Consider the following 12723-nt stretch of genomic DNA (forward strand, 5'->3'; position numbering starts at 1 on the left):
AAGGCCTCAAAAATGAGGCCTTTGTTTTATTTAGTTTTCTAACTTTTGAATTTGATAGATGTATTCACGGTACTCATGAATATTCTCATTTTCTGCTTGAATATTATCAAGCTCTGGCAGCTCAACATTATCAAAGATATTCTTAACCTTCTCATCAATCTTATGCTCAACTCCAATTGATAGTAGGAAGTCATAACACTTAAGTGCTTCTTCAATTTTCTTATTTGCTTCTTTCATTGTTGCTTCATTTGAAGTTTCAAAAGTCGAAGGAAGTTCAAGTTTTCCAAGCTTTCCACCAGTGATAACGTGAAGAAGTCCTGGCCAGAAAGATGCCTCGTCCTTATCCATTGAGTCTTTAATAGCAAGAGCAAGGATAATATCAATACGCGCTTTTAAAAGTGCAATTGAGATTTCTTTGTTATTTCCAGCAACCATATACTCTTCATACTTTGAAAGTGTTGCACCATGTGCATCTTTTACTAGGGCATCTTTCATAAGAGTGTAGATTGAAGCTTCTGCAAAACCGTTCTTGTTTGCATTATAAGTTTGACGGTGGTGAACTTTGTGCATCGCTGCTGCAACTGCATAGAATGCTTGTTCGTAATTATTCTTTTTAAGTGACCATTTTCCAGTATGAATTGGAGTCATCTTTCCTTTTTCCATGGCCTTTTTAACATTGAATTCACCCTTAACATCTGTTTCATAAACTGATGCCATATTCTTATAAAACTCTTCTACTGCATCAAAGAAAAGCATGTCGCGAATTGCTGGATTATCATATGGCCTAATTCCTGTATAAAGATTGAACTCAAATGCCATAAAGAACTTTGCTGCATTTGTTAGCTTTTGGCCCATTTCGACTTTATCATTTAGGATGAGGCCAAAGACATCACGACGCTCGACTGATGATTGTGCTGAACGTAGTTGAGAGTAAAGTTGTGATGTTGTATCACTCATATCATCAGTTGTTGCACCAAGTTTATCCATTTTTTCAGGCATTTTAATGGCCTCTTTCACTTCTTTACAACCAGTGAAGATCGTAAGTAGTAATAGAGGAATCAAGACTTTCTTCATATTCTCTCCCTAATAATTCTCTTTCATCTATTCTATAAAATATGTTTTTTTATGATAGTTAGTGATGAATTAAAAGGATTAGAATAGAGTTGTGAAATAAGTAACTAGTCTAAGTTACTGAATTAGCATTCTGTGACATTAACGGCCAAACCACCACGACTAGTTTCTTTATACTTGGTTTGCATATCAGCACCTGTATCTTTCATGGTTTTGATAACTTTATCGAGGCTAACGTAGTGACTTCCGTCTCCGCGCATTGCCATTCTTGCAGCATTTATTGCTTTTACTGCACCCATTGCATTTCTTTCAATACATGGGATTTGCACAAGGCCACCAATTGGATCACAAGTTAGCCCTAGGTTATGCTCCATTGCTATCTCTGCTGCGTTTTCTATCTGTTCGTTTGTTCCACCAAGAACTTGGGCAAGACCTGCTGCTGCCATTGAGCAAGCAACGCCAACTTCACCTTGGCAACCCACTTCAGCACCAGAAATAGATGCATTCTTCTTGTAGAGAACGCCGATTGCTCCTGCAACGAGTAAGAAGTCGATAACCTTATCTATTGTAGCGTCTTTAACAAACTTTAAATAATACTTCACAACGGCGGGGATAATTCCTGCTGCACCATTTGTTGGAGCTGTCACAACTTTTCCGCCTGATGCATTTTCTTCGTTAACTGAGATTGCAAATAGGTTTACCCAGTCCATAATAGTAAGAGGATCAAGGTTTTTCTGGCAGTCTTTCTTCAGTAGAGCTGCATGGAGTTTCTTTGCTCTTTTGTTTACCTTTAAACCGCCTGGAAGTTGGCCTTCTGCTTTTAGGCCCCTTTTAATACAACTATTCATTGCATCCCAAATGGCAAGCATTCCTGTATTGATCTCATCTTCAGTGCGCCAGCTTTTTTCATTGGCCTTAATGAGTTCGCAAATCGTAAGATTATTCTTCTTTGCTTGAGATAGTAATTCATCTCCACAAGTGAATGGATATTTAACTTTGCTTTCGTGTTGTGAGAATATGTCGCCTTTATTATTTTCACCCTCAGCGATTATAAATCCACCACCGATTGAGTAATAAATTTTCTTAAAAAGCTCTTTTCCATTTTTATCAATCGCTTGAAAGCACATTCCGTTCGAATGAAAATCTAGTGTTTGACTGCGATGAAATAAGATATGCTCACGAGGATTAAAGTCGACAATTTTGGCGTGCTTATGATCTTCATAAAATTCTAGTTTATGTGCCTTATTAGCGCGTTCAAGGATTCCATCGACACGATCTGGACAAATTTCTTCTGGAGTGTGTCCACTTAGGCCTAGAATGATTGCCGTATCTGTTCCATGGCCTTTACCTGTAAGAGCTAAAGAGCCATAGAGTGCTGTTGATACAAGTTGAGTTTGCTCATAGAGTCCATGTTCCATGAGACGATCCATAAAGTCCTTAGCGGCCTTCATTGGTCCAACTGTATGTGAGCTACTTGGCCCAATTCCAACTGAGTAAATATCAAAAACACTTAAATTCATAAGGGATTTATAGCAGATGATTACTAATCTCGCTAGATTAGTTCCACTTATCTTCAAGGTATGTATGAATAGTGTTCACAGTTGCTGCATCCGGTGGGTCATTAAAGAGCATCAGCTCCATAATATCTCCATTAAAATAGGCACCATCTCCATTCATGGAACCAGTGTGGTCATATGAGTCATTTGCAAAAGAGCCTAGAGATAAAGCTCCTGAGTGAGCATAAAGAAGACTTGTTGTGGTGGCCTGCCCAATTGAGCTACCGTTTACATAACAAGTTAAGTCTCCGTCTGGGCCGGCCGCTCCGGTGTAATTTGTATAATCAAATACCCAAGTTACATGATAGATTGTATTGGCCGAAGCAGGAGCATTTACAGATACAAAAGGTTGCGAATCATCACCATCGTTTGGGATATTCCAGAAGCCGCAATAGAGGTTTCCGCCGCTAAGATAAATATTCATTCCTCTGGATGCGCCACCTTCTTCAAAAATAATTTGAGTTGTTGTGATATCTGCAGAAGTTTCAAAAGACACAGTAATATTTCTTTGGTCGACTGTAGCAGTGTTTAGTTCTGAATGGTTGGCGACAGATAGGTTTTGATTTGTTCCATTAAAAACAATGTGATTATCAATGCCATCAAAAGTTGGTGCGGCCGTATCACGATAGAAGTGGTGAGTATTGGCGCTTGCGGAAGTATCAAGCCAGTCTTCAACAGAGCCATTAAAGCCACCGTTATTTGCATCTAATCCGCTATTATCAAGAATTGAAGATAAGTCACTGGCGTCTAATCTTAAAACCATATTGGGAAGTGAGACGGCAGGATTAAAGACTGTAAAAGCGGCAGAGTTTTGAGTCATCGTTAATCCAGCTTCATCAATGGCCCTTAGTGTAATGTAGTAATTTGTTCCTTCACTTAGGCTGAAGCTTGCTGTATCAAGCCCATCTTGAATTTTATAACTTGTGACATTGCCAATATCGATCCAAGTTTGCACATCTGTCGCACCAGCACTTGTTCCAATGGCAATTTCATAATGATCGAGATTACAATTATCTGTGGCCGCACTCCATGTTGTCGTTGTGGATGAGCTTGCAGTGGCATCATCTGCTGAAACATCTGGTATGCCTAGTCCTGTTGGTGGCGAGTTATCCCAGTAGAAGCCTGAAGTTGTCACAATTGTGGAATCAATGGCGGTTGTACTCTGGGCCTTGATGGAAGGGTAGTAAGTGGTGCACTCCGTAAGTCCTGTGAGCCCTGCTTGGGTGTGACTTGTGGCACTTGCTATATTCATCCAGCTTATTTGCTCATCACCACCAGAAGTTGTCCCTATGGCATATTCGATGTGATCAAAAGTTGCCGGATTAGTCCAGCTCACTTGTGGAGCGTCTTGCGGTAAGGCACCGGTAATGACGGTTGCTGCAATTGAAGCATTTGTTGGAGCAGCTTGTCCTACGGGCGTTGCTGAAATTCCGTCAGCACCTTCCGCTCCTCCAGAACAAGAGGCAAAGTTAATTATAAATATGAGTAAAATGGCGTACTTAAACATAAAACTGCTCTAAATAAATTATAGAACAGCTTAGTTATTATTGATTGAGGAAAATATTTACCTAACTTAACTTGTTGAAATCAGTTACCTCTAGAATCTGGGTAAATACAACGATCACCGCAGTGCTCTTCTATGTCCTGCCACTTCGGTCTCTGCTCTAATTCATACTTAAATTTATACTCTTCTTCAGATGATGGCCTTCTGATTTTCTTATCGTCATCCTTGGCCGCCTCTTCGTAAGGATTATCCATTTCAAAACTATTAAATTGATAAGGACCGGGTTGATTGCTTGGCGCCCCTAAGACGTCAATGGCCGCCAATGTGAGAAGAATTGCAAAAATATACTTTAAATACTTCATATCCATAAGCATATTTTTGATAAAGAATGTTGGGATTTAATGAATAAAGTTTACGATTCTTTCAACTTTAGGGCCTGATAAAGCTTTAGTGAAATCCAAGCATCTGTGGCCGCATAACGAATCTGTGGTGGCGTCAACTTTGGATTTTCCCAGTTAGTAAGCTTTGCTGCCTTGGAGATCTTGCGATTCATTAGAAGTCCGGTCAGTGACCTCAGCCCAAGTGTGACATACCCAGCTTTCTTGGCCAGATCCTGAACATCAATCACGCCTTTAGCCGTTATCTGAAAGTGTTTCTTTAAATCACGACAGTCATCTTTAATGGCAACACCTGTCTTAATAATATCTGGATTTTCGAGATACTCTCTTAAGTAATCTGGGCATTGAATTAGATTAAGGCGAAAAAGATAGCACTCATCTTCAAAAGAAACCTGAACAAGACTGATTTGAAAATTATCGCTCTTTTTAAAAGAAGGCCTTGATTCTGTATCAAGGCCTGTAATTGAATTATCTTCTAAATGTTTTTGAAAACTCTCTTGCGCTTGTTGCGACTTCTCTTCCGTATCAATTAGGTGGATCTTTCCATCAAAATCAATAAGCTCAAGCTTATTAATTTCTTCTTTACTGATACGTCCATTTTGGACTTTCTTTGTTTTAGAATCCTGCATTTAAGATCTCTTCAACTTCTTCAAGGATTTCTTCTTCATCTTCTTCTTCGTAAACATTTTGGTTTATGAAAAGTGGACCTAAAACTTTCTTTAAAACATAGTCATGGTTTGCTGCTGCGATTTTCGTTACAGTTTCACCCATTGCGCCTTTTGATGGATAAGACATACGGTCACATTTCTTACCTTGTCCTTCACACTTATTTACGCGGTAACACATTTTATCGTAGTCAAAAACATAATCGATTTCACCTGCAACAAGAATTCCTACAACTTCATCTTTCGAATTTAGAACAGGAGAACCTGAATTTCCTGCAAATGTATCAAGATCTGTTGTGACATCATTTCGATATGGTTTATTTGTTACAATTTTTGCATCACCAGATACCTTAAGTGGTAGTCCAGTAGGGTGGCCAGCAACATAAATATCAGTACCTTCTTTTACTGCAGTTGATTTAAGATTTAGCTTTAGTGGCTTCTTATCTGCTGCGCGACGATCCAGTTCAACCACTGCATAGTCTAGAAGACCAGTGTAAGATGCTGCAACAACTCTCTTACATCCATATACTTCATTCTTTTCAATGACTAATTTCCCATCTGAGTTTACAGAAGTTGCCTTGTAGTTAAAGACCCATTTATTTTTCTTACAGCTATCTGATACTGTGTCTGCTACTTGAGTCCCGCCCTTAATCATGCAGTGACCTGCAGTCATAAGAAGGTTTTCACCAATTAAAAAACCAGTACAGCTAGATATTGTTGGTTCAGATCTAAATTTCATATCTGAACATGTTGGGTAACCTCTATGAGATTTTAGAGTAGGAAAACTCTTAAAAATCGAGTCCAGAACTTCACCTGATTCTGATCTCGCAAAAATATAACTTGGTACCATTGCTGCAACACTATCAACAAGAAATCCTTTGTCAGATTCTTCAATACTAACGCGATTATCCTGGCCGTAGATTACTTTATTCATGGCCATAGCATTTGTTGAAATAACTAATGAAAGTGCAGCGATTTTAAATAATTTGTGCTTCAAGATTCCCTCTCTTTTAATTTTTGTAAGTTTTTGCAGTTTTCTCTAATATTGAACATAAGAAAGTTGTAATTTGAAAAACTTACATGATGACGATTACCTAATTTCACGCTACTATCCGCCCTATGGATAAGCCTATAAATAAAGAAGATTTGCAACTGTCTGCATATGACTACGATTTGCCTAAGGAGTTAATTGCGACTAGGCCAGTTGAGGGACGTCATCATTCGCGTCTTCTCGTCTATAACTGTCAGACTGATACAGTTTCTCATCACACTTTTAATGAATTAGTTAATTTTCTACCGCAAGAGACAACTCTTGTTTTAAATCAGAGTAAGGTGTTTCCATGTCGTCTAAAAGGCAAGAAAGAAACTGGTGGAAGTATTGAGGTCTTCTTTCTAACTGTTGAGCCAAATAAAGATGGCCTATATCGCGCCCTTGTTAAGGCCAATGGGAAAAAGAAAGCTGGTGATATCTATCATTTTGAAGACGGACTTACGATTGAAATCAATGGAAATATAGAAGGGGAGTTTTTGATTCGACCTTCTCTCATAGGTAATGATCTTATTAATTATTTAAACGCACATGCTCTTGTTCCAATTCCTCCTTATATTCGAGGAGGAGAGTCTGATGAGCAAGATAAGAAAGATTATCAAACAGTTTTTGCTAATGAGTTGGGAAGTGTTGCTGCACCAACTGCTGGCCTACACTTCACAGATGAACTTCTATCAAAAATAAAAGAAGAAGGTCACGATATTGCCAAGGTAACATTACATGTTGGGCTTGGAACATTTGCTCCTGTTAAAGTCGATAATCTAGAAGATCATAAAATGCATAGTGAAAATTATTGCGTTGATAAGAGTGATTTTGAAAAGATTAAAAATGCAAAAAAACGATTTGCTGTTGGGACAACAAGTTTAAGAACACTTGAGACGATATGGCAGGCGGGAGTTGAAAACTATACTCCTGGTGAACTTAAAGACACAGATATTTTTCTTCATCCAGGTGTGGATGTGAAAAGTATTGATGGTTTAATAACGAATTTTCACCTACCAAAATCGACACTACTTATGCTTGTTAGTGCGTTAATCGGTCGTGAAAAGACTCTTGAATTATATGACATTGCTGTGAAAGAGAAGTACCGCTTTTTCTCTTATGGTGATGCGATGTTGATATTGAGGTAATTGAATATGATTAAAGTTGAAGGATATAGCGGTAAGGCCCGCGCAACAACAATTACAACTGAGCACGGTGAGATTAAAACACCTATCTTTATGCCTGTTGGAACTCGTGCATCTGTTAAGTGTATGTGGCAAGAAGATTTGTATGAAATGAATGCACAAATTATTCTTGGAAATACTTATCACTTATACTTAAGGCCAGGGCATGAGCTCATTGAAAAAGTTGGTGGTGGCCTTCATGGCTTCATGAATTGGGATAAGCCGATCCTTACTGACTCAGGTGGATTCCAAGTATTCTCACTTTCAGATATCAATAAAATTACAGAAGAAGGGGTGACTTTCTCTTCACATATCGATGGGTCAAAGCATCTCATCTCTCCAGAAAAAAGTATGGAGATTCAAAAGGGCCTAGGCTCAGATATTGTTATGGCATTTGATGAATGTCCAAAACTTCCTGCTACAAAAGATACTCTTCGTGAAAGTATGGAGCTAACTTTAAGATGGGCCAAGCGTTGTATTGATTATAAGCTTCGCGACTATCAAAAACTTTTTGGAATTGTTCAAGGAGGACTCCATAAAGACCTGCGTACGGAATGTATGCAACGACTTGAAGAGATGGACTTTCCAGGTCTTGCTCTTGGGGGACTTTCTGTTGGAGAAAAGAATGAAGAGATGGTGGATTTCCTAAATGACTTTGTTCATACGATGCCTGATCAAAAACCAAGATACCTAATGGGAGTTGGTAAGCCTCTTGATATTCTTAACGGGATTCGCGCTGGAATTGATATGTTTGATTGCGTTCTTCCCACAAGAAACGCTCGCAACGGCCAGTTCTTAACACATGATGGGCCACTTAATATTAAAAATCTTCGCTTTAGAGAAGACACTCTTCCAGCTGATCCTAGTTGTGATTGTAAGGTTTGTAAGACTTATTCACGCTCATATATTCGTCATCTTTATACAACTGGAGAGTTTCTAGCGGGGAACCTTATTACTTATCATAATCTCTATTTCATGATTAAGATGACTCAAGATGCACGACAAGCGATTCTTGATGATAGGTTTGACGATTATTATAAAGAATTTTATAACAGATACACTTCACGAAAATGGGCCGCAGGCCAATAATTTAAAACTCTATTAGGAGAAATTAATGTTAGATTTATTTATCTCAAACGCATATGCACAAGGTGCAGCTGCTGGACAGCCAAGTACTGCTATGAACTTTGTTCCAATCATTGCTGTTGTCGCTATTTTTTATTTTCTAGTTTTTAGACCTCAGAAAAAACAGATCGAAGCAGAAAAGAAAATGCTTGATACTCTTGAAAAAGGTAATCGTGTTTACACAAAGTCTGGAATTTTTGGTACAATTGTTGGGATGACTGAAAAGATTGTTGACCTTGAAATTGCAGAAGGTGTTAAAATTAAGGTTCTTCGTTCACAACTTGGTGGATTAGAAGAAGCAATCCTTTCTAATAAACAAGACAAATAGTCTTATTCTTAAAGAGAGTTAAGTATGTTTGGTGGCTTTGGAGCTGGAGAGTTACTCATTGTTTTAGTTTTTGCCCTGATTTTTATCGGGCCTAAGAAACTACCTGAACTTGCAAAAGGTTTAGGAAAAGGACTAAGAGAGTTCCAAAAGGCCAAAGATGACTTAATGGATCACGTAAATGATGCTGCTGAGCAAAACTCAGCAGCAACTGAAAAAGTCGCCGATCAATCAACACAAAACGATGCGCAGCTCGAGTCTGGGCAGGATGAAGTCGTTGATGCATCACAAGATAAAGTCGAAGCAGAAAACCCAAAATCAAAAGACTCGTAAGTTTCTGAAATTAATCTATTCTTCATATTGTTTTTAAGTAGTTATTCTCATATAATTTTTGTAGTTTATTTAACTCAGATATTGAGAAAATCTAAGAAAACCCAAGGATTAGGAGAATCTAATGAGAAGAGGCTGGTGGTATCGCTTCGTATTTTTACTTATCGTAGCGATCATTTCAGGTATTTCAATAGTACCTACTGCATTTAATTTTAAAGAAACAGATAACTTTCCTGTAAAGTCCAAGATTAACCTAGGTCTAGACCTTCAAGGTGGTCTTTATATGATCCTAGGGATCGACTTTAAGAAAGTTTATAAAGATGAAGTAAAGGGTTATGCACGTCGTGTAGAATTTAGCTTTAAAGATGAAACGGGAAGTGGATTCAAGCTAGGTGATATCGATGCATCAGATCCTCTTGATCCAAAACTTGAGATTCTTCTGAATTCAGCTGCTGATAATGAAGCTGTAAAAAGTGTTATTCATGACACTTATAATGGTTTAATCAGAATCACAGGTGATACAGGAAGTACGATTTCAATCGCTCTAACTAAGAAAGTTAAAACTGATATCGAAGAACAGTCAGTAAAAAGATCGATTGAAGTTATCCGTAACCGTATTGACGAATTTGGTGTAACAGAGCCAGAAATCGTTTCACAGGGGACAGATCGTATCGTTGTTCAACTTCCTGGTGTTAAGGATATTGAAAGAGCAAAAGAGCTTATTGGTAAAACAGCTAAGCTTGAGTTCAAAATGGTAAATTCTGAAATTGCTCCTGCAACTATCCAAGGTTGGGTATCAAAGGCAAAAGAAGAAGGGCTTGAGTACAAAAAAGGTGAGCGTTTCTCAACTTATGTATCAAAGGTTAATGAATTAGTAAGACAAGACCTACCTAAGGGACATGTTCTTGCTTTTGAGCGTGTGACTAATGCTAAGGGTGATATTTTACAACTTGTACCATACCTTATTGAAGCAACTCCACGTCTTACAGGTGAAGACCTTGAAGATGCAAGAGTTCAATTTAATCCACAACAAAATAATCAACCAGAAGTTGGTCTAAACTTTAAGTCTCGTGGAGCAAAGATCTTTGCTGAAGTTACGGGAGAAAATGTTGGCCGTTTAATGGCAATTACACTTGATGGAAATGTTTACTCAGCTCCGCGTATCAACGGTAAAATTGCTGGTGGACGTGCAACGATTTCGCTTGGTGGAAAGAGTTACAACGAGCAACTGAAAGAAGCAAGAGACCTTGCTTTAGTTCTTAGAGCTGGTGCTCTTCCTGTTCAACTTGATTTCTTAGAGCAAAGGACTGTTGGTCCATCACTTGGTGCTGACTCGATTGATAAAGCGAGATTTGCTGCCATCATCGGGTGTGTTCTTGTATTTGGATTTATCTTAGTTTACTACAGAGTTTCTGGGATGTTTGCTATTACAACTCTTGCACTAAACGTTCTAATTATCCTTGCGATGTTAGTTGGGCTAGGTGCTACTCTTACTCTTCCTGGTATTGCTGGGATCGCTCTTACTGTTGGTATGGCAATTGATGCTAATATCATTATCTACGAGCGTATTCGAGAGGAGATACGTAAGAATGTAGGCTTCTATAAAGCCGTTGAAAATGGTTTTAATTCAGCATTTTGGACAATTATTGATGCCAATATCACAACTGCACTTGCAGGTATCTGTCTACTAAACTTTGGTACAGGTCCAATTAGAGGTTTTGCGGTAACACTACTTATCGGTATCTTTGCAACAGTTTATACATCTTACTTTGTTTCTAAAATCTTCTTCGAATTCTATATGAATAAAGTTGAAGGTCAGGATTTAAGTATTTAAGGTTGGAGTAATTAATGTTTGAAATAATTAGAAGTAATACAAATATCAATTTTGTAAAAAAGTTTGGGATAACATCAATTATCTCAGCAATATTAGTAATCGGATCTATCTTCCTTATCGCAACTAAAATGAAGTATGGGGTTGATTTCCGTGGTGGTGCTGAAATTCAAGTTAAGTTTCAAAAATCTGAAAACTTAAATGAATTAAGAAAGTCCATGAAGGATGCAGGATTCTCTGGAATCACAATGCAGACAATTGGTGAAGCATCTGAAAATGAATACCTACTTAAGGTTTCGGCAAATGAAGAAAACCTTAATGAAGTAACAGATAAGGTTTCAAAGACTTTAACGTCTAAGTATGCAGCTGACGGTGTTGAGATTAGAAAGGTTGATATCGTTGGTCCAAAGGCCGGTGCGGAGCTTAGAAAGTCTGGTTTCTTAGCAATGCTTTGGGCACTTCTAGCGATTATGGTCTATGTAGGTCTTCGCTTTGACTTTAAATACTCACCAGGTGCAATTGTTGCTCTATTCCACGATGTTTCAATTATCCTAGGTGTTTTTGCTCTTACTGGAACTGAATTCACACTTCAAACTGTTGCTGCCATTCTTGCGGTTATTGGTTACTCAGTAAACGATACGGTTATTGTTTATGATCGTGTTCGTGAGCACGAGGCAAAGTTTGTCGGCCGTGATATTAAAGAGCATATCAACAATGCAATTAACGAAACACTTTCAAGAACAATTCTAACTTCTGGTACAACGTTATTTGTATCAGCAACTATGTTCTTTATCGGTGGTCTTGCTATCCGTGATTTCTTTATGGCAATCACTCTTGGTGTTGTTGTTGGTACTTACTCATCTGTTTTTGTTGCAGCACCTGTTGTTTTATTATTTGATCGTCTAAGAGATGGAAAGAGTTCAAATACAGTAAATGCACAAGCTTAAGATATTAATTAATTTTAATTTTCTTATATTATCCCTATGCGTTCTTTTTTGGACGCATGGGGTTTTTGCTTATGGTGAGGACTACGATCGTGGCCAGCATCACCAATCAAATGAAGATAAAATAGAGGAGCTACAAGAGTCGATTAACACTCTTTCAAAGCAAATCGAAGATAGTGACCAAGACGAAAGTGGTGAAACACCAAATCTAAAAGATTTGAGTGAGAAATTGAAGGCCAGTGAGCTATCGACAAATGGTTCTAAGGCCTTGCCCCAAGGCCTAGGAACGACAGGTATTTCTAAAACAAATCCTGCTCAAATGCGTATGGCCATTAAAATGATTAATTCTCAATTCAAATACATGCCTGATGATGAAATTGCTCAAATGATTCATTCATCTCTTGAAGGCAAGCCCATGGCCGGCTTTCTTATTAACTCAGAGAGGCTTACAAGCTTTCTCATTGGAATGGTAAAGGATGAAAAGGCCTTACTATATCTTTTTGAATTAACTCAAGATAAAAAGGTTATGAAGTTGGCATTCTTTACGATTATAGGCTTAATTATTATCAACTTCTTTCTAAGACGTAAGATCATTAAAAAAGATGATTTTATCCTTACTCGTTTTGTTAAAGGACTCTTATTCTTTGTGATCTCAACAGGTCTAAAAGTAGGGATTCTTTATTTCTTATATAAAGACTACTTAGGTCCAACGCTGGACATTTTTGTCGAACGTGTGCTCTAAATTTCTTTAAGGCCTTCT

General features: G+C 38.0%; 13 protein-coding genes. 7 read left to right on the forward strand and 6 right to left on the reverse strand.

The features are described from left to right. Positions 1-30: 30 nt before the first annotated feature. The 6 genes from ACN5L8_RS00570 to ACN5L8_RS00595 all read right to left on the reverse strand — a co-directional run bounded on the left by ACN5L8_RS00570 (position 31) and on the right by ACN5L8_RS00595 (position 6191). On the reverse strand, positions 31-1074 hold the full coding sequence (locus tag ACN5L8_RS00570; protein ID WP_419171998.1) for a hypothetical protein: 1044 nt from the start codon (positions 1072-1074) through the stop codon (positions 31-33). A gap of 122 nt (positions 1075-1196) precedes the next feature. Then, positions 1197-2591, reverse strand: coding sequence for an L-serine ammonia-lyase (locus ACN5L8_RS00575; protein ID WP_419171999.1), 1395 nt, complete (start codon positions 2589-2591; stop codon positions 1197-1199). 37 nt (positions 2592-2628) lie between these two features. Next, positions 2629-4134, reverse strand: a complete 1506-nt coding sequence (locus ACN5L8_RS00580) for a LamG-like jellyroll fold domain-containing protein (RefSeq protein WP_419172000.1) — start codon at positions 4132-4134, stop codon at positions 2629-2631. 80 nt (positions 4135-4214) lie between these two features. Next, positions 4215-4499, reverse strand: coding sequence for a hypothetical protein (locus tag ACN5L8_RS00585; RefSeq protein WP_133296989.1), 285 nt, complete (start codon positions 4497-4499; stop codon positions 4215-4217). A 44-nt stretch (positions 4500-4543) separates the two neighbouring features. Then, on the reverse strand, positions 4544-5158 hold the full coding sequence (locus ACN5L8_RS00590; protein ID WP_115363772.1) for a 3'-5' exonuclease: 615 nt from the start codon (positions 5156-5158) through the stop codon (positions 4544-4546). Next, positions 5145-6191 (reverse strand): trypsin-like serine peptidase, encoded by a 1047-nt coding sequence (locus ACN5L8_RS00595; RefSeq protein ID WP_419172001.1) that lies wholly within the window; start codon positions 6189-6191, stop codon positions 5145-5147. The genes ACN5L8_RS00590 and ACN5L8_RS00595 overlap by 14 nt, the downstream gene beginning before the upstream one ends. A gap of 122 nt (positions 6192-6313) precedes the next feature. Between ACN5L8_RS00595 and queA the strand changes: the two genes are divergently transcribed. The 7 genes from queA (at position 6314) to ACN5L8_RS00630 (ending at position 12705) form a co-directional block, all read left to right on the forward strand. Then, a complete protein-coding gene (gene queA, locus ACN5L8_RS00600; RefSeq protein ID WP_205570977.1) occupies positions 6314-7372 on the forward strand; it encodes a tRNA preQ1(34) S-adenosylmethionine ribosyltransferase-isomerase QueA in 1059 nt (352 codons plus the stop codon). 6 nt (positions 7373-7378) lie between these two features. Further along, complete coding sequence (gene tgt / locus ACN5L8_RS00605) at positions 7379-8497, forward strand: tRNA guanosine(34) transglycosylase Tgt (RefSeq protein ID WP_115363768.1); 1119 nt, start codon at positions 7379-7381, stop codon at positions 8495-8497. 25 nt (positions 8498-8522) lie between these two features. Further along, positions 8523-8861, forward strand: coding sequence for a preprotein translocase subunit YajC (gene yajC / locus ACN5L8_RS00610; protein WP_115363766.1), 339 nt, complete (start codon positions 8523-8525; stop codon positions 8859-8861). 24 nt (positions 8862-8885) lie between these two features. Further along, complete coding sequence (locus ACN5L8_RS00615; RefSeq protein WP_115363764.1) at positions 8886-9191, forward strand: Sec-independent protein translocase subunit TatA/TatB; 306 nt, start codon at positions 8886-8888, stop codon at positions 9189-9191. Between the two features lie 121 nt (positions 9192-9312). Then, positions 9313-11022: a protein translocase subunit SecD gene (secD, locus tag ACN5L8_RS00620; RefSeq protein ID WP_115363762.1), complete on the forward strand. Its 1710-nt coding sequence runs from the start codon at positions 9313-9315 to the stop codon at positions 11020-11022. A gap of 14 nt (positions 11023-11036) precedes the next feature. Continuing rightward, positions 11037-11966 (forward strand): protein translocase subunit SecF, encoded by a 930-nt coding sequence (secF, locus tag ACN5L8_RS00625; protein WP_120404706.1) that lies wholly within the window; start codon positions 11037-11039, stop codon positions 11964-11966. Continuing rightward, the gene (locus ACN5L8_RS00630; protein WP_419172002.1) at positions 11953-12705 is read left to right on the forward strand and encodes a hypothetical protein; all 753 of its coding nucleotides are present in this window, start codon (positions 11953-11955) and stop codon (positions 12703-12705) included. Before secF ends, ACN5L8_RS00630 begins: the two co-directional genes overlap by 14 nt. Positions 12706-12723: the final 18 nt, after the last annotated feature.

This window comes from Halobacteriovorax sp. (assembly GCF_048381875.1).
GTDB lineage: Bacteria > Bdellovibrionota > Bacteriovoracia > Bacteriovoracales > Bacteriovoracaceae > Halobacteriovorax_A > Halobacteriovorax_A vibrionivorans.